This is a genomic window from Priestia koreensis, assembly GCF_022646885.1.
GTDB lineage: Bacteria > Bacillota > Bacilli > Bacillales > Bacillaceae_H > Bacillus_AG > Bacillus_AG koreensis_A.
Genome location: NZ_CP061868.1, coordinates 1,276,510 through 1,299,129 on the forward strand (window position 1 = coordinate 1,276,510; position 22,620 = coordinate 1,299,129).

A 22,620-nucleotide genomic window follows, 5' to 3' on the forward strand; every position below is an offset into this window, starting at 1 on the left:
ATGTGAATTATCCATCGAAAAAAATGATAATGATTTTAGTGATTTCGATTTTATTTATAAATAATATTATCATAGAATAGAATTCATCCGTTAGAAAAACATAAATAAGGGTGGATATATGAGTATCGTAGCATTTCTTTCATACGTAATTATTACATCAATTACGCCTGGACCAAGCAATCTTTTAATGATGAATGAAGCAAGGAAATTTGGCTTTTTAGGGGCGTGGAGATTTAACAGCGGAATTTTAATTGGATTTGCTGTTTTGGGAGTAGTAAGTGGAATATTTACAACAGGTCTATACAATTGGGTTCCTCTTTTAGAGCCCTATTTTAAAATAGCCGGTGCAGTGTATCTTCTCTATTTAGCATGGAAAGTTGGTTTGCATACAAGCGCTGAAAAGGATTCACATCATGTGCAAGGCTCTTTTTTATCAGGATGTATCTTTCAGGTGCTAAATATTAAAAGTATTTTATTCTTTTTAACAGTGATGAGTGTTTTTGTTTTGCCGTTTACTCATTCTCTCAAATCCATTATCTTTTATTTAGTTCAAGCAATTATATTAGGGTGGATAGCGTTACTTTTATGGGCAGGATTTGGTTCCATTTTTAAACATCTTTTTGCGCGGTATGACAAATCATTTCGATTGGTCATGTCTTTATTATTGATTTATTCGGCTGTTACTATTTTTGTTTAAAAGCTTATTTTTAGGAAAGTGGAGGATGTTCGTACGGTAGTATACGAACATCCTTTTTTGTGTATAAAGTTTCTTTTAACGTTGTGTAGCTAATTAATTAATCTTTCCTTTTAGTTTAGAATAAATAGTTGTAAAGGCTGCTGCCATGATAGGGGTATGGACTAAAATTAATATTACAATGATCAATTTGTATTTACCAGTTGAAGATTCGTTGGATAAATTAACAATAAAAAAGAAGAGAATGGCAGGGAACATAAAGATATTACATATAGGTACAATTGTTTTTTTTCAAGTTCTCACTCCTTCTATGTACCTCGATAGTTTTTAAAGGTTGCCTATAGAATAATTAATTTCTTATTTTTTGTTCATCTTTTGTGGAATTCGGTTAGCTGCATTCTTTTTTAAAAATAATAAACTTCTTTTTATAATTATTTTGATAAAACAAAAAGGAGGGTATGTACATAAACTATTCACTAAAATCTAAATTGACTGGCATACTTGGCAATATATTTATTTTCTTGGAGCTCTCATTCATATCTACTTCCTGAAATCTAAAATTACTCACCCAAACTTTTCCTCTACCCATAAGTTGAACACCCAACAAGATCGATGAACGCTCATCAGATACATCGGTAACAAATGAATAAGTACTCCAATTCGTTGTTTCCTTAATTTTGTCTTCATGTAAGCTATTAAACGTTATTACATCATCATATAAATCATTAACTTGGAGCCATACTTTACACCTTGATGCTTGCTCTGTTTTCAAACATAAAGACACTTTTATTCGCTTTCCTGTATAAAGTTTTGCGCTGTGCTTTTGGATAATTAGTCCGAATTCGTCTTTGTGAGCTTCTCGTTTCCCAAACAATAATCCAGCCGGTTTATTTAAAGAATCTATTTCTTCTTTCATCTTAAACGTCTATAAAGATTTATTCGTAGTAATAAAGCTCCAATCCTGAATTGCCTCTTTTTTATTCACTTTTTATCTCCTTTCAAGACCAAGTTTAAAGTAGTGTTGCATATGCTTTTCTTAATCTTATCTTAACGAATTTCTAACATAATTTTTTGATTAATCTTGCTAATGTCAAAAGATTATTTAGAATCGTCTTCGCATTAATAGCAATGAAGCCACCAAATTCCTGAACATTATCGGAATTTGATGGCTTAGAAGATATTCGGGTGCTTGTCTAAAAGTAAAAAACGAGTCTTCGCATTAAAAATGGTTTATTAGATCTCAATTCGTTGGCTCTTTTTAAGAACGAGTGCAAGAAGCACGATCAAGGTGAAAAAACCTATGGAGTATTGTAAAAATGACAGTGGGTTTGAGCCGACCATAACTGGATAAAAGTAGCCTGGAAAGTTTTCAATAATGTTTGAAAGGACTGTGTTATGACTGCTCTCCAATACATTTCCTAAAATGTTATGGAAGAATAGCAATGACGCTGTTAAAATTCCATAGACTGCACCACTTCGGAAACCAAATAGTAATAAGATATATCCGAACAAGAAAAACGTTAATACTAAAAGAAAGACGTTAGCAGAAAACCCTAGAATGAAAGAAGCTTTCAATTCTCCTGGAACTCCAAGTTGTTTGGTAATTAAAAGTAGGACAATACCAATGGCTGCATAAATTAAACTGACAACTAGTGCGATGACAACATTGGCTAATACATAGTTTTTTCGGTTTTGTTTTGAGTTGTTAATCAATGAGATGGTCTTTGATGAATAATCTCTGTTTACAAAATACAGGGGGTGTAAGACAGCGGTGAGCATTCCCAACATACAGTAAAAGTTTGAGACATGTTTAATGGTAAACTCTGTTTTTCCTGAAAGGATGAAGTAACTAATAAGAAGTGCTGGCCCTAAGGCAGCTATAACTCCTACGAATAAGTAGCCCTTCTTTAACAGTTCACTTAAGTTGTAACTAACGTAATTTTTAATATCAATTACCATGATATCCACCTCCAAGTTTACTCATATACACATTACGAAGGGTTTTCTTTTCCGTAGTAAAATCAATTACTTTTATATCTAATTGATTTAAAAATTGAAAAACGTCAGCGTTATCTGCCTCTGTTTCAATTTCAACTGTGTTTTCACTAGAATAAATCACTGTTCCGAATTCTTGATGATGGATGAATTTTGCTAATTCAATAGGGGTATTAAAAACTAATTTTAGTATGTGATGACGCTTATTATTAACTTGTTGTTCCTCGACGATATTTCCTTTTTCTAAAAATAAGACACGATTACAAACATTTTCGATATCTTCTAGCTTATGACTAGAGATCAAAATACCTACGTTTCGTTCTCTAGCCATTTTTTTTAATTGCTCCAATACTTCAAGAGATGTTTCAATGTCCATACCGTTTGTTGGCTCATCTAACACAACGTAATTAGGATTATTTAATAAACTAATTACAATCCCCAATTTCTGTTTCATCCCTAAGGAGTATTGCTTTACTTTTTTATTCAATACATCAAATAATTGCAACCCTTTTAGCAGCTGCTCATATTCACTCATTTCAAATTTATTTCCGTAAATCCTAGAGAAGTAGGATAAATGTGCTAATCCGGTCTTATTACTAAATAGTTTGGGTTCTTCAATCAAGTATCCAACACGATGATTGTCTTTAATAGATCCATCAAATTCCTGAATAGTTTGAGAGATTATTTTCATAAGCGTACTTTTTCCAGCACCGTTATTCCCAATTAAGCCCACAATTTCCCCTTGCTTAAAATTAAAAGATAGTTTATTTAAAGCTACAGTTCCTTTGTATTTCTTAGTAATTGAGTTAATTAACATGTTCCAATCCTCCTGAGTAGGGCATTCCTTTTAGAAGCCCTTTTTATATTGAACAGCTAGATATACTCCAGAAACCAGGAATGCTAAAGAATATTTGAACAAAAGAAAAATTTGCCACATATATCCTTTTGGGAAAATCAAGTCGAATAAAACAAAACCACCTAACATGATAAAGGCACTTTTTAAATATATTGGACTTGTTCTTTCGTCTGTTTCTCCGATCTTGTTCCGAAGCACAAATATTAGGATTGCTCCTACTATAAGCAAAACAAAACCACTAACAATAAGCATGTTCCAATTTCCATTTGATTTTTCCGCCCAGATCTTCAAAGGGGAAAAAATAGTATTTGATATCGATTCAGTCGTCATGTTGATCATTTCCTTTCACGTAGGTAAAAATATCATTCACATCAACTTTAAAGAAATTGGCAATACGAAAAGCTAATAGCGACGAAGGAACATAATTTCCCTTCTCCATGACCAAAATAGTTTGCTTGGAAACACCAACTTCTTTTGCCAAATCTAACTGAGTCATTTTGGCAAGAACTCGATATTCGTAAACTTTATTTGATATGGAATCGCCAAAATCCTTCTTCATAACCCTCACCTCACAAGCTGATTATAAATCAAACTTTTCTAAAGGTAAAGTAAACTTTATATTTTTCCAATATTAGTATCCTTATATTTCGAAAATTCCGTTGACGGGGTATTTTTACGAGTGGTAAAAATTAGTAGAGCAATACTTTTGCTACTTTATGGAAAACGAGGGGATCGTAATGAAAAATGAAATGAGTAAGCAAGAACAAGTTACTTGGTTTGAAGAGGTTGTAGATCAGCAATTTGATGATGACGTATTTGGAGCTTGTACGACAAACACATTTTCTCTTAGTGATTACTGGGGGAATAAAGGTGGCTGGTGTACAGCAACTCATGAATGTATGTCATGGTGTAAATAATCTTTAAAGTAGTTTATTTAATCGAATGTAAATGGATTTTAAAAACTTTTATATTGAAGAGGAGAATGGATATGAATAACAAAACTAATGCTCTTAATAAATCAGAAAAAGAATTAGAACTTGGTAAATACTTAGAATCAGATATGATCGCATTAACTGAGGACGATGTTGCTGGAGGAATTACACCAACGATTGTTATTACAGCAGTTACTGGTTATATTTCAACTAATACTTGTCCAACTACTTCTTGTACACGCGCTTGCTAATAAAGGGGAGATAATTTTATGATTACCTACAAAAAACAGTTTTATCCAGAGTTGGAGCAGTCAGATTTCGACGAACATATTGCACCACTTTTACATTATATTGATGAGCTGTCTGTGCATTCTCAAGATAATCTTAGTAATGTGGATACTTTCAAGTCCCAGGAATTTTACCCTTTTCATAACCCTTGTAGGATGATCGCGAAAAATGCCTGGGAGAAAGTATGGGACTCGAATATAGACCAGTACCTTTTGGATTCTAAATCATTCAAACATGCTATCTGTGAGTTATTCTCACAGGTAGCTTTCTCATACTTAATCAGGTCTTTTGCGGAGCACATTAAGACGTTACCTAAGCAGTCTATGAATTCAAAAGAAATTTATGACTATTATACTCAACAATTAATGATGACCAAATTCAAGGAATTTGCAGAAGTTTATTCTATTGGATGGGGAAGATGCAATCATTTATTAGAGAACAGGGCTTTAGCAATTAAAAACGCTATTTTATTAACTCAACAGCATCGATCTGAAATAGAGACAAAACTTCACATTTCGTCCACGAGCCGTATTGTGTCTGTGGAGTCAGGTGGAGATACACATAACAACGGAACGTCAGTAGCAATTATTACGTTTGAACAAGGTGAAAAAATTGTATTCAAGCCACGTTCAGTATCTGGAGAGCTAGGGTACACCAATTTTATTCAAGAGATTAACACATTCATTTCTCCTAAAATGCCTTCTCTGACGGTCATTCACTGCGGAGATTATGGCTTTACAGAATTTGTAGAAATGAATGAAGAAAAGACTGACATGTTTCAAGCGGGAAGACTAGCATGCTTAATGTTTTTATTAAATGCTACAGACATGCATTACAGCAATATACTATGGACGGATGAGGGCCCACTGCCAATCGATCTAGAAACTCTATTTCATCCATCTAGAATTAGAAAGGGAATTCTAGAGTCTAAAAAAAGCGCTTATTACGCATTGGAAAAATCTGTATATGGAACAGGCATCCTCCCAATATCATTAGGCACCAAAGCAGGTCAAGGTTCTGTTGATGTTGGTTTTACTGGCATTCGAAACGAAAATAGCGTGAGTCCGTTTAAAACTTTTGATATAAAAGATGGTTTCTCCTCTGATATACGGGTGGTTTGGAAGAAGCAAAACATTGATAATACGTTATCAAATGACCCAGAATTTGAAGCTTATATACATGAAAGATGTGACCAAATTATTGGCGGCTTCTCTGAATTTTTCATGCAAGTTTATCCACAAAAGCATCTGTTTATTGATGCAGCTAGAAAGGCATTCAGCAAGGTTAAATTCCGTTATATACATAATATGACATACAGATATGAACAGATTTTGCGTATCTTATCTGATGCAGAACCTTCTAGAGATATAAATACCGCACATACTTTATTGTCGCGTACTGGAATTCTTAGTTTGACGAGCGATACAAACTTGGTTCTATCTGAATGTAGCCAACTTTGGAATGGTGACATACCGTATTTTTCCGTTAACTTCCAAGGAACAGAGGTTCTTTCTGGAGATGAAGTCGTTTCTCACATTCCAACAAGTCCTGAATCACAATTTGTGTCTAAGATGGAACAACTTACAGAGAAAGATTTGACTGTACAAACGAACCTAATAAGACTAGCTTTTGTTGCTAAGTTAGCTGATCCACATGCAGATGGGAAGTTAAATTTGGATGAATCAGTGTTTATTAATGAAGAAAAGAACAAATTTGAAAAATTGCATACAGTAAAAGATTACGATAATAAAAAACACAAGGAGATCATCTCATGGTTTTCTAAATCCATTAGTGAATCTGTTTTGGATGACCGCTATGAACACTTACCAAAGACTTGGGTTGGTCCTGTTGCAAAATTCGGGGGGCAAGGATGGACACCTGGAGTGTTAGGTTACGACTTGTATAATGGACGAGTTGGTCCTGCACTGGCGCTAGCAGTTTCAGGTAAGCTTCTATCAGACCATGATGCGATAACAGCTTCCAATGATATCTTTGAAAAATCATCCAAAATCCTTGAGGATAAAAGTTTTGAACTTAGAAATGTCCTTCTTTCTGGAATTGGTGGATTTTCTGGAGTTTCAGGTCTCCTATGGACGTTATTTGCAGCAGGAAATTACGTTGGGAACGAAAGATGGAAAGAGGTTGCTGCCGATGCGTGGCCACTATTGCACCGTCATCTAGATGCACCGGATCATAATTTTTTCGATATGATTACGGGAAAAAGTAGTTCAATTGTGATGAGATACCGAACGCAAGAAGAGTTTAAATTAAATGATGACCTTATCAGCAGCATTCTTTCAATGGCATATGGAAAAATGAATGCCAGTGATACTGAAGTAACGTCAGGATTAACTCACGGTTATGGTCAATTACTTTGGTTCTTTGCATTAGTCAATCAAAGACAGAAAACCAGTGAGTTAAAGAGAGTAGTAGAGGATATTGATTTGTTAATTCGTAATAAGTACACAAACAATGATGGAATTATTGAGATATATAAAGATGGTGGAAATATGAATGTCTCATCATCTTGGTGTAACGGTTTAGCAGGGCTATTAATTGCCTATTACGAAGCATACAAATCAAACATTCTTCCGAAAGAATCTGTTCTAAATGTAATTGATCAATTAAGAAGAATCCCAGTCTCTCGTGTTCCAGTACTTTGCCATGGAAGTTTGGGAATAGTAGAGGCGCTTCAATACGTGAGTGAATCATTTCCAGAAGAAACTTCTGACATTCTTCTAGGGATGCAAACGACTTTCTGCTCTCCAGAATATATTTTCAGCTACTATAAAAACGGAAAAGGCCGATATCCTCTAAGCCCGGGATTAATGGCAGGGAAAGCTGGAGCACTATTACACCTTTGCAAATCTCTTGATCCTACCATTAAAACTTCCCCTTTAACGTTTGGTAGTTGACGTGAAGGTATTTAAAAAATGAAAAAAATAAAACTCAAGCCAACTTTACAATTAGCACAAGCTGAATGTGGGCTATGTTGTGTCAGAACAATCTTGGAGGCTTATGATTATCAAATATCTATTACAGAACTAAGGCAAATAAAAGAGCCAGGACGAGACGGTTTAGGTTTACAGAAGTTAAAAGAGCTATTTTCTCATTTCGGAATGGAAGCCAAAACATATCGAATAAAAGATCCACAAGCATTCACGGTAATGGACTTTCCCATCATTGCTTTTTGGAAAGGGTATCACTTCGTTTGTATTGAGTCCTATAGTGAACACGAAGTAATTATTATGGATCCTTCTATAGGTCGTGTAACTATTCCTCACTCAGAGTTTCTAGAAAATCTTGAAGAATATGTATTGGTGGCTAAACCTGGAGCAGATTTTGAAAAGCGTAGCACCAGCAAGCTTTCCCAGTGGAAAAAGGAATACATTTGGCCATCTAATATGATAAATCTTTACGTGAAAATTGCTATCTTAAGCATTTTGTTAGTGGGAATGACATTAGCCATTCCCTTGTTTACACAGCGTTTAATTGATAGGGGACTTAATGATGTTACTTCATTTGCTACTATACTTGGGTCTCTCATACTAGCAATGTTTGCTATGATAGCCCTTAATTATCTCAGAACCTTTATCTCAATAAAGATCATCTATCGCTTTAGCTGGCATCTTATTGGTGGTGCATTCACACGTGTTTTATCGCTGGGAGCCAAGTATTTTACTGTAAGGGCTCCTGGGGAAATTATTTATCGACTTAACTCCCTTACAAGAATACAGCATGTTTTAGGATCCACCCTGGTCCAGGCATGCTTGGACTTTATAAGTAGTATAGCCATATTAGGATATATTTTTTGGATATCACCGTTACTTGGGACAATCGTACTTTCATTTATCCTAGCAACTTTTGTTTTTCTAGTGATTGGTCAATCTTATGTAAATGCTGCCACTGACAAGGAATTACATGAGGGGACCAATGCACAGAGCATACAGTTAGATGCGGTGGTTTCCATCAACAGCGTAAAACTAGGTGGGTATGTTCAATCTTATATTAATGACTGGAAAGAGCGTTTTAAACGATACTTAAATGCTACAAACAATAGAATGCGCATCCAGCAAGGAATAATAGGATCAATATTATCTGGAATACAAGTATTTGCACCGCTAATTATTCTTGTTAGCAGTATATATATGGCGGAATTAGGTTTCTTGACTCTTGGTCAAGCAATTGCAGTTCAATCTATTGTATCTTTATTGTTTGTTTATATGAATTCAATCTTCACAACAGCATCAGAAATTATGGTGGCAATGCGGTATATTGTCTTAGCTGAGGACATATTTGAATATCCAAAAGAACACTCCGTTGAAAATTCACATGAAATGGAGTCAGGATCAGTATCTATAAATAATCTTAGCTTTAGTTATACTTCGGATGACGTTCCTGCCATTAAAGATATTAACTTAGATATTTCCGATGGAGAAACAATTGCTCTTGTTGGTTTATCGGGATCTGGTAAAACGACACTCGGAAAAGTAATAAGCAGTTTATTTGAGTCTACTAGTGGTTCAATATATTTCGGAGGAATGGAGTATCATGAATACAACCTCGATACCCTACGAAAATCTATTAGCTATATTCCTCAGGAAGCGCATTTGCACAATCGAACAATAATGGAGAATCTTAAACTGGGGTGTCAACGTACAGAAGGAGAAATACGAGAATTTTGTGATTCATTGGGTTTTTTAGATTTTATTCGAAAGTTTCCGATGGGATATAACACAGTTATTTCAGAAACAGGAGCAAACCTATCTGGAGGACAACGCCAGCGTATTCATATAGCGCGAATTTTGCTCCAAACACCTAAATTGCTAGTGATGGATGAAGCAACTTCATCGCTGGATAATATCTCACAAACCATTGTGTATGAGGCATTATCGAGTATTAACTGTACAAAAGTTGTGATAGCACATCGACTTGCAACGATCCTAAATGCTGATCGCATTGTCGTGCTTGAAAATGGATGCATTGTAGAAGTTGGATCTCATGAAGAATTAATAGTTCAAGATGGCTTATATGCAGAACTGTTTAGTGCAGAGCTTAAAAAGGAGAGTTTGGAATGCAGTTAGTAGCGGAGAAACTTGTCTATGCTGTGGAAAATTTATTTGCCGATGAAATAAACCAAACGAAAGATAAAGTAAAAGAACATCTATCTAAACAAAATTGTGTGGCTCATGCAGAAATAGCATCTATGGATTGTTTACATACATTACTGCAATATCACGTATGGAGACTATGTCATAAAACGTTTGTATATGAATTTCACAAATATCGAGAAAGTTTGTCTTATCCAGCAGATCCGTCATCCTCAAAGATATTTGATCAATATGTTAGCACGATTGACAAAGAAATCGTAAGTAAGTGGTTCGAAAAATATGATTTTCTAAAAAAAATGATTACACAATCCGTAAAGAATACACGTTCTTTCATTGAAAGTGTATCGCAACACTTTAGCAACGATGCTGCTTTACTCTTATCAAAAGGTTTGATTAAATCAGGGGCAAAGTTGCAGTCTATTACACCTCTTGAATCAGATCCTCATAATGGGTCAAAAGTGAATCTTTGTTTGGAGTTTGAATCATCAATTAAGCTGCTCTATAAGCCTCGCTCTTTAGAGGTGGACGTTTTAATAGATAATTTATTTTCGGAAACGTTAAAATTTGATGCTCTGCAAGGTCATTCTCCGGTTCCTAGAACCATTAATCGAGACAAGTATGGTTGGCAGGAGTTTGTGCAACATACATCGATAAATCAGCTAGAGACTAGTGATGCTTATTATAATTTAGGTTTATGTGCGGCGGTGTTTAGCTGCCTTGGAGCAACAGATTTACATGATGAGAATATTATTTTTAACGGTACATTCCCTTATTTTGTTGATTTAGAAACAAGTTTGCAGCCCAAATACCATGATGGTCGTGGTCATTCTCTTCCAGAACTAATGCAGGGAAGGATCATGCGTTCAATTGCTAACACATCGATTATTCCAGCTAAACAATTAACACTTCCACATGAAATATTAATTGGTGCAATTAATACACCGTATCCACAAGAAACAAACGAAATGGTTTTTACATTAAAAAATGCAGGTACAGATGCAATAGACTTGGCCAAGGAAAAGATTACGGTTAAGCGAACAACTGTCCCAATTACCTTAGTCGGTAATCAGCCACCTGATCCACTTCCATTTCAAAAAGATTTTCTTAATGGTTACTCAGATGGATATGAAAAGGTAATGGATAAACGAGAACAAATTTATTCAACATTAACTCATATTGAATGTTCAGTTAGGGTTGTTATTAGACCTACATCTCAGTATTACTTTATGTTGGATGCTTGCTTGTTTCCGGAAAATCTAATTGATGAAACTACAATCAATAAAGTCTTACATTATTTAAAACCGCCTAAGCTAGTTAGAGATTCGGAAATAGCTAAAAAGACCTTGAAGGAAGAAATTCGGTCTATAAAAGCTGGAGATATTCCGCATTTTTCGATAAAAGCAAATGATAAGCGTTTATATTCCATGGACTTTGTTTCAAATGACATATTTGATGTGTCACCCGCAAATAACGCAATAACGATGTTACAGGAGCTTTCAGAGGAAAAACTAATACATGATCAGCGCATAATTGCAGAAGGCTATTCGGAAATTAGAATACATGAATCTAAGTACAAAAACATTGAGGACTTAGGCTATCAATCACCGCTTTTTTCAAATGCCTTGCAAAAAGTGACAAAAGATAATCCCGATCCTTTAGTGGAGTTAATACAGTCTTTAGCTATTACGACTAAAGGAGATAATGCTGAAACTGGATGGATCGGAGGAGTTTATGGAAATATTCCAATCTCTTATGATTCTATTGCTTTAATTTCGCTTCATGACACGGGAGGTATTTTATTTCTTTTAGAGCACATGAAAGAGTACAAGCAATCATCCCAAGAGTACATTGAGCTTCTAAATCAGGCTAATAAAGGTTTAAGTTCTCTTCGTCATGCATTTTCTGCGCAATTAGAATCTGCACCAAAATCTATTATATCGGGTGCAAGTTCGTTAGATTTTGTATTTGGTCATCACTTAACTAGAGCGAAAGAAATAGAAGATGTAGCAACGCAGCTTTTATCAGAAGATACAGCAATTGGAGATGCGTTTATTGGTCTAACGGGTTTGGGGCTCACATTAGCATCCTTTTCTAATACACCAAATGAGACATTAAGAGAATTAGAATCCAAGATTTTTATCGAGAGTTCCTCCGCAATGTTACCTAGTGATGGAATAGCACATGGAAATTTAGGAACGATTTGGTCGCAATTTAGATTGTCTTATGCTTTAAAAAACATGGAAAAATGTAATCAATTGTTAGAACAGGCGCTACAAATATCCTTTCCTAATTCTGCAGGTTGGTGTAACGGAAATGCGGGGTTGTTAATGGTTCTAGCCGAAATGGCAAGTTTGTTAAACCAACCAATAGATTTATATGAAGTAGCAAAAAGATCCACTGAGCTATTTAAAGATAGACCTGTAGATTTATCTATATGTCATGGGGCTGCAGGGGTACTTCAATCCCTACTGTTTGCCTATCAGGCTCTAGGGGATTCATGGTATCTTTCACTTGCAAATCAGTATTGGGAAAACACTTTAAACCTAGCTAAGACAAACGGATTCTATACTGGGGAAAAGAATAGAGATTATCTTTTGGGCTACTTCCTTGGGTGGAGTGGAGTAGCTGATTCAGCTCTTATGTTAAAGATGTATAACAACAATAAGTCTATATGGTTCCCGCTTAATCTGAGTTCTGTTTCGTATCAACAAAACTATGCGTACAAGATTAATCCTCCCAAAAGAAATTTGGAGGAAATGTCACAGTAAAGTATGAGGCTATAAAAAAGCTCCTTTGGTATGAGGGTTTATTATCAAAGGAGTGTATATACATATGTGCAAGGGGTTTTATAGGTATATAGGCAAATGAACGGATGTTAAAGGGATTTATAAATAAAATTTAGGTGTAGTGGGGAGAAGATAAAATGCGTTCATTAGTAGCAATTAATCCTAATAAAAAAGAATCAATGGAATATACAGAATTAGGAACTGTTAAGTTTGGAGAAGTAAATATACTGTTTGGTGCAATTGACTGTGACCAACCCACTTTTGATACTGCAAATGTGAAAAACGACGAGTATGTATTGGTACGCGTAACCGCATTTTCATGTAATTATCGCGATAAAGCCTTATTAGTTGAAAACTACAATTCGATTATACGATCTGACCGATTATTTGTTCCATTTGGGTCAGAATTTAGCGCAGAAGTTGTTGCTGTTGGTAAGGGGGTACATGAGTTTGAGATTGGTGATGGTGTAATATCTGATTGTTCATACCCTTATAGCGGAAAAGAAGGGATTTTGCCCGGTGTAGCTACAAATTTTGCATCAATGGGTTGGTTGCGCCTACATAAGAAAAAGATCATTAAAAAACCAAATACTTTAACTGAAAGTGAAGGTGCTTGTTTTTCTCTAGGATCTCAAACTGCAGCAGGAATGATTAGGCGGTCTCGAATTCTTGAGAACGGTGGAAATCCTTTAGTATTAAGCGCACGCTCAAATACCTCACTCTTTATTATTAAACAATTACTTTCTTACGGAATTACTCCACTTTGTTTATCAACATCAGATTGGAACGAAGATGAAATACAGGCAATACAACCTAGTCGCATTATGTCTTTGAGTAGCGCACTTAATAATGAAGCTAATAGTCTGGGCGATCAACAAATTACACATGTTTTTGATCCGTTTTTTGATATGAATATTGGCTATGCGTTACATTTCTTACAAACAGGTGGAACCTACATTACTTGTGGGATAAGAGATCAACATCCATTATTATCTAATGAAACTCCAAGGGATGCGGAGGCTACGGTCAGAGGAGCATTGGAGATGAGTATTGTGAAAAATGTTGCTATTTTGGGGAATTGCCTAGGTTCACGAGAAGATTTAGAAGGGGCAATTCAATTGCAAAATAAAAATGAAATGAGAATAATCATTGATGAGGAATATAGAATAGAACAAGGTGTAGAATTCATACAACGTTCTTTTTTTGATTCTGCACGATTTGGAAAATGTGTTCTACTATACTCAAACTAACATTCAGTAGGAGGGAGTTATCGTGTCAACAACAAAATGGCTTTTACTAATTTTTTTCTCTGCATTTATTGGTACAATGGCAAATCGGATAACGGAAAGTATAAATATCTGGTTATCTAGAGGCATAGGTTGTTTGGTGGCGGTAATCGTTGCCATTCTTCTATATAGGTACTTCAATAAAGGATAAAGTTAGTTATTTCTGAATAAATACTTCCTATAGAACCTTATAAGCTACTCAGGTATGTGTAATGGTGTGCTTATTTAGATTGCTTTTCTTCTTTGGCAGATAACGTACATAGATGAATCCATTTAATATAAATCTTATAAACCTAGGAACTTTCTTAGAATATTACAAGCTATTAGTTATCCTCTGTTTTAGGCATCGTTAAATGAAAAAATCTTCTTTGGCAGGCCAGTAGGCTATGATTTTAACATCATAAAATCCAGAACTTTAGTTCTTCTTAGTGCGAAGAGATAAGGTTCTGGAGTCCTAAAAAATATGAATATTTTAAAAGGAAATCTGAAAAGGATCTTCAAAGTAAATACAAATTAAAGTTAATGGCGAAGAAGATAATTGTTCACAGTTTCACGCTGCGTATTTTTAAAATGAAAAATACGTTTCTTTTCGTTACCCCATGTTCCCTATAATCATTTCTTCAAAAATAACAGCAATCATCATTAATATGTAGAAAGTGATTTGTGTTATAGATGGTATCTACTTGTGAAATTGATGGTTTAATCTTTCTTTTAGCAATGTATTGACTTCTTGAATTTTATTTGTAATTACCGGTAAAAGCTCATAATCGCTCACCTTTAGTTCAAAAATATCTTGGGATTTTGTTAACCATATTAATGATTCGTTGTACTGTTCTAACTTCTCGTAATTTATTCCTATTTGGAAAAATAATTCACCGAGATCAGAAATGGATTCCATGTTTTTACTGTATTTTATTCCTTCTTGACAATGTGAAATAGATTCTTCGTAGCACCCTTGAATAGTAAAAACCTTTGACAGATTGTAATAAACTTTCGGTAACAAAGGTGAAAGAGATACTACATAAGGTGAAAGCTTTTTATTGGTAGATAAAATGAGTTTGAAAGTTTCAACAGATTCTTCTAATAAGTTTTCATGTGCGTATAAAATGCCCTGGCTATTCAATATTTTAGCATCCTGATAGGAAAAGACGAGATTACTTGAAGACCTTGATGCTTCTTTCAAAAGATCCATTGCTAGTGTAAAGTTGTTATTTAAATAATACTGACATACCCCTTCAGCCCACAGGAAAAACTGTTTCACCTTTCCACTTTTAATTGCCGTATTTTCTTTTTCGTATTCAATCATTTCTAATGCTTCTTTGTAATTATTAAACTCAATAAGTTTTATCAATTTGGATTCTATTTCCACAAAATGGTCAAACTTAGGATATTCGGACATAAGCAGCAAACCATCTAATGTAATTCCTAATTTCTCGGCTATCTGTTTCAATAAAATAGAGTTAGGAATATTATTTCCACTCTCTATTTGACTGATTAGAGATTGGGTGCATACACCTTCGGAGAGCTCCTTTTGTGAAATACCTGAAGAAACCCTTAAACCTTTAATAGTACTTCCAATGGCAATATCAACATAGGGATCCATTTTGAACACCTCATATCAAAGACTTTTATGATACACATATTTTACCACAATTCATTTAAAGTAGATGTAAAATATATGCAAAATGTCTGTCGCTAAGATGATCCATCATATAAGGATTTTAATATTTAATAGTTGGAAGAAAATTGGTTATAATATGGTATATTTTACTTAAGGGCAAGCTACATTGATTAGACAGCTGTAAGTTAATAAAACCATAATTATTAAAGGGGCGGTATTAATTGAAAAAACTATTAGTATGCACGAACTTATTATTGGCATTAGTAACTTTCGGTGTAGTAGACAACAGTTATAGCAAGGGATCTGAAGTAAGTACAGCTTCTACTTATCACGAGGTAGCGTTAGGGTTAGATTTAAATGGTTCCATTACTTTAGGAGATGACGAACTTCCGTTCAAGCACTAATTAATAACGTTATAATGTGTTTAGATAGAGTATCCCATGTTACATAGTAGGAAATTTAGGTGAGGTCTTTACTAAGTACAAATACGGGTAAGAAAGAAATATTGCTGGATATAAATTAAAAGCCTTTAAGCGTAAGGTTAAATAATAGATTGCTCTATGAGGCTTCAGGCACTTTGACTAGCCTCCTAATAATAATCATCTCTCCCACTAGAGAGATGATTATTTATTTTGTTGAGAATCCTTTTTTTACATAGACATGTTTTAATTTTGCAGTTTACTATTACTTCATTTACGTTCCTCATTTTGCGGTTCTAAAGATAAGATGGAACCGAAATTTTGTGAAGCCGTTGTAAAGCAAATAAAAGCGCATAGCTCGCTAATTTCTTGCTCGTTAAACGTATCTTTTAGTGTAGTGAAAATAGAATCTTCTATTTGCCCTCTTTGTTTGAGAACCACCTCTGCAAACCCCACAGCAATGGCTGTTTTTTCATTATATGATTGAGGATCTGGCTTGCCTTTTGCCTTACAATATTAGCAACCATTCTGTTGAGCTAAAACCCTTCTCATTTGCTCTTTTAATGGAGCTGATAAACAACCGTCTCCCTCTAAGTTAGTTCCCAATGTGTTCCATGACTCCATAATAGATGGATTATACCCTAATAATTGTTGGAAGGGGGTATCCCCATTCGTAGAAAAAGAAATCCTCGGCATATCGTCACCAACCTTTCTATTTAAGTATAAAGCTAAAAATCCCTTTTTGTATTTCGTATGCATCGTTATTTATTGAAAAATATTTTAAATGTAACTAAAAAGGGGAGAAACTTTTACAAATGAAATTCAGTCATTATGTAAGAAAACAGTAGAAATATGTCCATAAAATTGAAGTTTCATTAAAGAATAATGATAAGCAGATTATGATAGAAACACATGGTCCATTACGACGTAATCAGGTTATGTGGGAAATATGAGGAGCTAAAAGATTTTTATTCCATTTCTGATCGAGCTGCATTGTATAAGTTAATTCCTATTCGGAATAAGATTTGTCATATGCAACTACTGACAGAGGATGAATTCTATTTTCTTGCTTCTTGTTGGGGGCTTGTTAAACATAAATGTCATCTAAATATCGAGCCGGAAGAAGTTTTAAATGAAAATATACATTGATATGTATATACTAAAACCTATTAGATGGATAGAAGTGCTGAAAAGTGGGAATTTCTTTTTATTCATTCATAAAGTGAACTACCCACCATTTAGCACCCTTACCGGTTGCATGAAGTAGGGGATTCAAGGGTTGTAAAACCTTTTCTTTTCTTGCATCTTCATCCATGCCTAACGATCGTGTCTGATGCCTTGCCTTCAAGGCGTTCCGACCGCTAAAAAATCGAGACAAATTATAGGGAAGCTTTCCAAATACCTGAAGTGATTTCTTCCAGTTCGGATCCAAACCAACTGCAAGAAGAGGGACCTTAAACGATGTTAATTTTGACATATAAATAATTGTCGAAATGAAAGTTAGTACAAAGCCGAACATACCTAAAAAATAGCTAATAACTAGGATGAATATTCTTAAGAAGAAAATATTCCCCGCCAGGGATTGATTCACAAGCGTAAAGCTTGATATTGCGGTAACACCCACAACGACGAGCATAGTGGGCAGAAGTTTATATCTTTTGATTAATAAAAATTAGTGTTCTAACATTAGAAGGGGTAATATTAAATTAGGTAGTTGTACAATAAATTAAAGGAAGTGATAGATATGTTTGAAAATAAACATAAATATACAAATCGATTAATACATGAAAAGTCACCTTATCTTTTACAACATGCTCATAATCCTGTTGACTGGTTTGCGTGGGGACCTGAAGCGTTTCAAAAGGCTAAAAGGGAAGGTAAGCCGGTATTGGTGTCAATTGGCTATTCCTAGCCTTCGGGCTATACGATGAAATAGAGGATGATTATATCTACTTGTCATTGGTGTCACGTTATGGCGCATGAAAGCTTCGAGGATCAAGAGGTTGCAGCGCTCCTTAATGATCATTTTATCGCGGTTAAAGTGGACCGAGAAGAGCGACCGGACGTTGATTCAATTTATATGAAGGTGTGTCAGATGATTACCCAGCAGGGGGGCTGGCCGCTTAATGTGTTTTTGACACCTGATCAAAAGCCTTTTTTCGCCGGTACATATTTTCCTAAAACAAGCATGATGAACAGACCGGGTTTTATGGATGTTCTTCAACAATTATCAACACGCTTTGAGGATGACCGGGATCATGTCGAGAATGTTGCAAACAATATTATGAGAGGGTTGAAGCAGAACTTGCACGTTTCATCCGATCAAACCCTGTCACCATCTATTTTACATAAAACGTTTCAGCAGCTTGCTGGAAGTTTTGATACGGTATACGGCGGCTTTGGGCAAGCACCGAAGTTTCCGACACCCCACATGCTCACATTTTTACTTCGGTATTACAAGTGGAGTGAAAATGAAAATGCTCTCTACATGGTCCGAAAAACGCTCGGCAGTTTAGCAAACGGAGGGATTTATGACCACATCGGGTCTGGGTTCTCACGTTATTCGACAGATCCACAGTGGCTCGTTCCTCATTTTGAAAAAATGCTTTATGACAATGCATTGCTTATTCATGCCTATGCAGAAGGGTACCAAATGGTAAAGGATATGCGCTACAGAGAGATTGTAGAGGATATGGTGACGTTTTTGGACCGGGAGATGACGGGAGAACAAGGAGCCTTTTACTCGGCCATTGATGCAGATTGTGAGGGCATAGAAGGAAAGTATTACGTGTGGAGCAAGGAAGAGATCGAGCGAGTCCTGCCTGAACGAGAAGCGAAGATGTTCATCGATGTGTACAACATTCGTGATGAAGGAAACTTTGAGGGAGCGAATATTCCACACCTCATTTACACCGAGATCGATAAAAAAGTAGAACGCTACGGAGACAACTTGTTTTCTAGACTAGAAGATGCCAAAAGCTTGCTGTTAGCAGAACGAGAAAAGCGTATCTACCCGCATGTAGATGATAAAATTTTAGCGTCTTGGAACGGATTAATGATTAGTGCGTTAGCGAAGGCAGGACGCGTCTTTGATCGCAATGACTATATTTCACGAGCCAAACGTGCCCTAGCATTTATTGAAGACAAGATGATTCTTAACGATCGCTTAATGGTCCGCTACCGAGACGGTGAGGTAAAAGAAAAGGGATTTGTTGATGACTATGCCTATTTGCTGTGGGCTTATATGGAGCTTTATCAAGCAACGCTGTCATTGGATTATTTAGAAAAAGCGCAAAAATTGAGCGACGAGTTATTTCGTCTCTTCTGGGATGAAGAACACGGTGGCTTTTATTTTAGTGCGAATGACGGCGAGGAGCTCATTGCCCGTGAGAAAGAAAGCTATGACGGTGCGCTTCCATCTGGAAATGGCGTTGCGGTGACACAGCTTCTTAAGCTCGCAAAGCTAACAGGGAATCAAGAAATCCTTAAGTACGTACACCGAATGTTTCAAACGTTTGAGCGGGAAGTAACAAGTTATGGAAGTGGACATGCTCAGTTTTTACATGCATTTCTCGAGCTGCAAATGGATCATCGTGAAATTGTTATACGTGGCTCAAAGGATGATCAGGATGTTCGAGATCTTGTTTCGATTTTACAAAAAGAGTTTTTGCCAGAAGTAGCGTATCTTGTAGTAGAAGATGGAGCCGAGGTGCGTCTACCTTTTATAGAGGATTATCAGTTTGTAGAGGGGAAAACGACAGTTTATAACTGTGCCAATTTTGCGTGTGAGCGCCCGACACACGATGTTAAGGAAGTAATCGATCAGCTTCTACAAAAGTAAAAAGAAACCAGGCCCATCTGTGAGCCTGGTTTTCCTTTACGTGAGCTTATGATGCTCAGCGAAAGCTTGAAACATTTGTTCATCTTCAACCAATCCACAAGCCGCACATTGAATTCTGCGCTGTGGTCCTTGATACGGTTTATGAAAAGGGTGTACGTTTTCATTTGTATACGTTTCTTCTACATCACCTGTACGAGGGTCGAGTTTCACGGAAGTCGCGACTTGTTCGATCACGTTGAATCTCGTTCGGTTGGTTTTGCAGCTTGGGCATAAATAAGCCGTTGCCATATCGATTCACTCCTTACATAATGATTTCATTATTACCTTATCCAATTGTAGGAAGTTCATCCGCGTCCGTAAAAACTAGTGGTTTTATTCAGAACGCATATTCGGTAAAATAGAAGCAGGTGATGAAGATGAGAGTAAAAAAAGAGTTACATGAAATTATTGACCTTTTAAAAGAAAATCCTGACTATAAAGATCAGGTCATTCATTGGGAAACCATTGAGCCAACGGAAGCCAAAACGGCTCCGTTTCCTAATTTTATGGACGAACGATTAAAGATCGCCTTAGAAAATCGTGGTATTGGGGCTCTTTATACCCACCAAGAAACAGCCTTTCACAAGGCTTATCATAAACAGCACTTTGTGGCGGTTACGCCAACAGCATCTGGTAAAACGCTGTGCTATAACCTTCCTGTTTTACAAAGCGTACTAGAAGATGAGCAGTCGAGAGCTCTTTATTTATTTCCAACAAAAGCGCTCGCACAGGACCAAAAGAGCGAGATCAACGAGATGATCGAGGAAATGGGTGTGCCGATTAACAGCTACACATATGACGGAGATACACCTGCAAACATTCGGCAAAAGGTACGAAAAGCAGGTCACGTCGTTATTACGAATCCAGATATGCTGCATTCTGCTATTTTGCCACATCATACAAAATGGGTGTCTTTGTTTGAAAACTTAAAGTATATCGTCATTGACGAACTGCACACGTATCGCGGCGTATTCGGAAGTCATGTTGCGAATGTAATCCGTCGATTAAAGCGCATTTGTGCGTATTACGGTAGCAATCCAACGTTCATTTGCACGTCTGCTACCATTGCCAATCCAAATGAGCTTGCTTCGCAGTTAACAGGAGAACAGGTTACCTTGATTAATAACAACGGTGCTCCGACAGGACGAAAGCATTTTATCTTTTATAATCCGCCAATCGTAAATAAGCCCCTTAATATTCGGCGAAGCGCTACCCTTGAGGTACGGAAGCTTGCGGGAGAATTTTTGAAAAATAAAATTCAAACGATCGTGTTTGCGCGCAGTCGTGTCCGAGTGGAGATCATTTTAACGTATCTTCAGGAGTTAGTGAAAAACGAGCTGAGTGCGAAGTCCATTCAAGGGTATCGGGGTGGATATTTACCGAAACAGCGCCGTGAAATTGAGCGAGGCCTGCGAAACGGTGAAATATACGGGGTCGTCAGCACCAATGCACTTGAGCTAGGAGTTGATATCGGTCAGCTTCAAGTATGTATTATGACCGGATATCCAGGAACGATTGCAAGCGCCTGGCAGCAGGCAGGACGAGCAGGGCGTCGGCACGGAGAAGCGGTTATTGTGATGGTAGCAAGCTCTAGTCCACTCGATCAGTATATCATTCAAAATCCTGCGTATTTCTTTGAGCAAAACCCAGAAACGGCCCGAATCAATCCTGATAACTTGGTGATCTTAGTCGATCATGTGAAATGTGCATCCTATGAGCTGCCGTTTAGGCAAGGAGAGCAGTTTTGGGGGGTGGATATTGAAGACGTGCTCGAATTTTTAGGTGAAGAGCGCGTCGTGCATTTAAACGGTGACAAGTGGTATTGGATGAATGATTCGTTTCCTGCTCACAACATTAGTCTGCGTTCTGCGTCTCAAGAAAACGTGGTGATTATTGATATTTCAGACGTAGCGAATGTCAAAGTCATTGGGGAAATGGATACGTTTAGTGCGATGACGCTGTTACATGACGAAGCTATTTATCTTCATCAAGGTACGCAGTTTCAAGTAGAGGAACTAGATTGGGACGAGAAGAAGGCGTATGTTCGTGAGGTGGACGTGGACTACTTTACCGATGCGAATCTAGCCGTTAATTTAAAGGTTCTAGAAGAAGATAAGCATTTTGAACACGCACCTTATGAGGTCGGCTATGGCGACGTAATGGTAAGTGCGATGGCAACGATTTTTAAGAAGATTAAGTTTGAAACACATGAAAACATCGGATCAGGTCCGATTCACCTCCCAGAAGAGGAGCTGCATACAAATGCAGTCTGGATTAGCTTTGAGCCTGATGCATTGTTCGGGGGATCAACGGAGCGTGTAGAACAAGCACTTATTTCCGTGTCACACTCTCTGCAGTCCATTGCGCCGCTTATGGTCATGTGTGATCCGTCTGACTTGCATACGGTTCCGCAGTTAAAAGCAGTGCATAATGAAAAGCCTACGATCTTTTTATATGACCGTTATCCAGGTGGTGTCGGTCTTAGTGATAAGGTGTATACGATGATGGACCAGCTGCTAGCGGAGGCTTATGGGATGATTGGAGACTGCTCGTGTGAGTCAGGATGCCCGTCTTGTATCGGAATGGAAGCGACAGGTGACACAGCGAAACAAGACGCGCTAAAGCTACTGCGCCTTCTACAATCAACTTCTGAATAGATGCTAAACACTAGGGAACTTCCTTAGTGTTTTTCTTTGCAAGGAAAATGAAAAACGGTAAGAAAACGTGATATAGTAAACGAAACAATATGAGA

18 protein-coding genes and 2 pseudogenes are annotated in these 22,620 nt (G+C 36.6%); 11 read left to right on the forward strand and 9 right to left on the reverse strand.

All coding sequences use genetic code 11. From position 1 onward, the window contains the following. Positions 1–118 precede the first annotated feature (118 nt). Positions 119–697: a LysE family translocator gene (locus IE339_RS06300; protein ID WP_242174952.1), complete on the forward strand. Its 579-nt coding sequence runs from the start codon at positions 119–121 to the stop codon at positions 695–697. Between the two features lie 466 nt (positions 698–1,163). Here the strand turns inward: IE339_RS06300 and IE339_RS06305 are convergent, their stop codons facing one another. The 5 genes from IE339_RS06305 to IE339_RS06325 form a co-directional block, all read right to left on the reverse strand. Next, positions 1,164–1,610 carry a hypothetical protein gene (locus IE339_RS06305; RefSeq protein WP_242174954.1) on the reverse strand — a complete coding sequence of 149 codons (447 nt, stop codon included), beginning with the start codon at positions 1,608–1,610 and terminating at the stop codon, positions 1,164–1,166. A 317-nt stretch (positions 1,611–1,927) separates the two neighbouring features. Next, on the reverse strand, positions 1,928–2,653 hold the full coding sequence (locus tag IE339_RS06310) for an ABC transporter permease (protein WP_242174956.1): 726 nt from the start codon (positions 2,651–2,653) through the stop codon (positions 1,928–1,930). Next, positions 2,643–3,506 carry an ABC transporter ATP-binding protein gene (locus tag IE339_RS06315; protein WP_242174957.1) on the reverse strand — a complete coding sequence of 288 codons (864 nt, stop codon included), beginning with the start codon at positions 3,504–3,506 and terminating at the stop codon, positions 2,643–2,645. Before IE339_RS06315 ends, IE339_RS06310 begins: the two co-directional genes overlap by 11 nt. A gap of 30 nt (positions 3,507–3,536) precedes the next feature. Continuing rightward, a complete protein-coding gene (locus tag IE339_RS06320; protein ID WP_242174959.1) occupies positions 3,537–3,884 on the reverse strand; it encodes a DUF2178 domain-containing protein in 348 nt (115 codons plus the stop codon). Next, positions 3,865–4,104, reverse strand: coding sequence for a helix-turn-helix transcriptional regulator (locus IE339_RS06325; protein ID WP_242174960.1), 240 nt, complete (start codon positions 4,102–4,104; stop codon positions 3,865–3,867). Before IE339_RS06325 ends, IE339_RS06320 begins: the two co-directional genes overlap by 20 nt. Positions 4,105–4,282: 178 nt before the next feature. Between IE339_RS06325 and IE339_RS06330 the strand changes: the two genes are divergently transcribed. From IE339_RS06330 to IE339_RS06360, 7 genes are all read left to right on the forward strand, one after another. Beyond that, positions 4,283–4,462 (forward strand): plantaricin C family lantibiotic, encoded by a 180-nt coding sequence (locus IE339_RS06330; protein WP_242174963.1) that lies wholly within the window; start codon positions 4,283–4,285, stop codon positions 4,460–4,462. Between the two features lie 71 nt (positions 4,463–4,533). Continuing rightward, positions 4,534–4,728 carry a class II lanthipeptide, LchA2/BrtA2 family gene (locus IE339_RS06335; protein WP_053401596.1) on the forward strand — a complete coding sequence of 65 codons (195 nt, stop codon included), beginning with the start codon at positions 4,534–4,536 and terminating at the stop codon, positions 4,726–4,728. Between the two features lie 18 nt (positions 4,729–4,746). Next, positions 4,747–7,680: a type 2 lanthipeptide synthetase LanM gene (lanM, locus tag IE339_RS06340; protein ID WP_242174967.1), complete on the forward strand. Its 2,934-nt coding sequence runs from the start codon at positions 4,747–4,749 to the stop codon at positions 7,678–7,680. An 18-nt stretch (positions 7,681–7,698) separates the two neighbouring features. After that, positions 7,699–9,849 carry a peptidase domain-containing ABC transporter gene (locus tag IE339_RS06345; protein ID WP_242174969.1) on the forward strand — a complete coding sequence of 717 codons (2,151 nt, stop codon included), beginning with the start codon at positions 7,699–7,701 and terminating at the stop codon, positions 9,847–9,849. Continuing rightward, the gene (gene lanM, locus IE339_RS06350; RefSeq protein WP_242174971.1) at positions 9,840–12,644 is read left to right on the forward strand and encodes a type 2 lanthipeptide synthetase LanM; all 2,805 of its coding nucleotides are present in this window, start codon (positions 9,840–9,842) and stop codon (positions 12,642–12,644) included. Before IE339_RS06345 ends, lanM (IE339_RS06350) begins: the two co-directional genes overlap by 10 nt. A 155-nt stretch (positions 12,645–12,799) precedes the next feature. Then, entirely contained in the window at positions 12,800–13,912 is a 1,113-nt protein-coding gene (locus IE339_RS06355; protein WP_242174974.1) for an alcohol dehydrogenase catalytic domain-containing protein, read from the forward strand. Between the two features lie 22 nt (positions 13,913–13,934). Beyond that, complete coding sequence (locus IE339_RS06360) at positions 13,935–14,099, forward strand: hypothetical protein (protein ID WP_242174975.1); 165 nt, start codon at positions 13,935–13,937, stop codon at positions 14,097–14,099. Positions 14,100–14,627: 528 nt separating this feature from the next. On the opposite strand, the gene IE339_RS06365 is transcribed toward IE339_RS06360, so the two are convergent. Beyond that, a complete protein-coding gene (locus IE339_RS06365; RefSeq protein ID WP_242174977.1) occupies positions 14,628–15,551 on the reverse strand; it encodes a helix-turn-helix domain-containing protein in 924 nt (307 codons plus the stop codon). A 239-nt stretch (positions 15,552–15,790) separates the two neighbouring features. Here IE339_RS06365 and IE339_RS06370 point away from each other — a divergent pair, with 239 nt between their 5' ends. Then, a complete protein-coding gene (locus IE339_RS06370; protein ID WP_242174979.1) occupies positions 15,791–15,973 on the forward strand; it encodes a hypothetical protein in 183 nt (60 codons plus the stop codon). A gap of 285 nt (positions 15,974–16,258) precedes the next feature. Here IE339_RS06370 and IE339_RS06375 read toward each other — a convergent pair. Both IE339_RS06375 and IE339_RS06380 read right to left on the reverse strand, forming a co-directional pair. After that, positions 16,259–16,684 (reverse strand): annotated as a pseudogene (locus IE339_RS06375) (carboxymuconolactone decarboxylase family protein). 511 nt (positions 16,685–17,195) lie between these two features. Further along, a complete protein-coding gene (locus tag IE339_RS06380) occupies positions 17,196–17,624 on the reverse strand; it encodes a spore germination protein (protein ID WP_242174981.1) in 429 nt (142 codons plus the stop codon). A gap of 108 nt (positions 17,625–17,732) precedes the next feature. Between IE339_RS06380 and IE339_RS06385 the strand changes: the two are divergent. Continuing rightward, positions 17,733–19,829, forward strand: a pseudogene (locus tag IE339_RS06385) (thioredoxin domain-containing protein). 36 nt (positions 19,830–19,865) lie between these two features. On the opposite strand, the gene IE339_RS06390 reads toward IE339_RS06385, so the two are convergent. Then, on the reverse strand, positions 19,866–20,117 hold the full coding sequence (locus IE339_RS06390; protein WP_242174982.1) for a DNA alkylation repair protein: 252 nt from the start codon (positions 20,115–20,117) through the stop codon (positions 19,866–19,868). 128 nt (positions 20,118–20,245) lie between these two features. Between IE339_RS06390 and IE339_RS06395 the strand changes: the two genes are divergently transcribed. Then, the gene (locus IE339_RS06395; RefSeq protein ID WP_242174984.1) at positions 20,246–22,525 is read left to right on the forward strand and encodes a DEAD/DEAH box helicase; all 2,280 of its coding nucleotides are present in this window, start codon (positions 20,246–20,248) and stop codon (positions 22,523–22,525) included. Positions 22,526–22,620 lie beyond the last annotated feature (95 nt).

Coding starts and splice junctions, on each gene's coding strand:
- IE339_RS06300 (WP_242174952.1), top strand. CDS start 119: ATGAGTATCGTAGCATTTCTTTCATACGTAATTATTACATCAATTACG.
- IE339_RS06305 (WP_242174954.1), bottom strand. CDS start 1,610: ATGAAAGAAGAAATAGATTCTTTAAATAAACCGGCTGGATTATTGTTT.
- IE339_RS06310 (WP_242174956.1), bottom strand. CDS start 2,653: ATGGTAATTGATATTAAAAATTACGTTAGTTACAACTTAAGTGAACTG.
- IE339_RS06315 (WP_242174957.1), bottom strand. CDS start 3,506: ATGTTAATTAACTCAATTACTAAGAAATACAAAGGAACTGTAGCTTTA.
- IE339_RS06320 (WP_242174959.1), bottom strand. CDS start 3,884: ATGATCAACATGACGACTGAATCGATATCAAATACTATTTTTTCCCCT.
- IE339_RS06325 (WP_242174960.1), bottom strand. CDS start 4,104: ATGAAGAAGGATTTTGGCGATTCCATATCAAATAAAGTTTACGAATAT.
- IE339_RS06330 (WP_242174963.1), top strand. CDS start 4,283: ATGAAAAATGAAATGAGTAAGCAAGAACAAGTTACTTGGTTTGAAGAG.
- IE339_RS06335 (WP_053401596.1), top strand. CDS start 4,534: ATGAATAACAAAACTAATGCTCTTAATAAATCAGAAAAAGAATTAGAA.
- lanM (WP_242174967.1), top strand. CDS start 4,747: ATGATTACCTACAAAAAACAGTTTTATCCAGAGTTGGAGCAGTCAGAT.
- IE339_RS06345 (WP_242174969.1), top strand. CDS start 7,699: ATGAAAAAAATAAAACTCAAGCCAACTTTACAATTAGCACAAGCTGAA.
- lanM (WP_242174971.1), top strand. CDS start 9,840: ATGCAGTTAGTAGCGGAGAAACTTGTCTATGCTGTGGAAAATTTATTT.
- IE339_RS06355 (WP_242174974.1), top strand. CDS start 12,800: ATGCGTTCATTAGTAGCAATTAATCCTAATAAAAAAGAATCAATGGAA.
- IE339_RS06365 (WP_242174977.1), bottom strand. CDS start 15,551: ATGGATCCCTATGTTGATATTGCCATTGGAAGTACTATTAAAGGTTTA.
- IE339_RS06380 (WP_242174981.1), bottom strand. CDS start 17,624: ATGCTCGTCGTTGTGGGTGTTACCGCAATATCAAGCTTTACGCTTGTG.
- IE339_RS06390 (WP_242174982.1), bottom strand. CDS start 20,117: ATGGCAACGGCTTATTTATGCCCAAGCTGCAAAACCAACCGAACGAGA.
- IE339_RS06395 (WP_242174984.1), top strand. CDS start 20,246: ATGAGAGTAAAAAAAGAGTTACATGAAATTATTGACCTTTTAAAAGAA.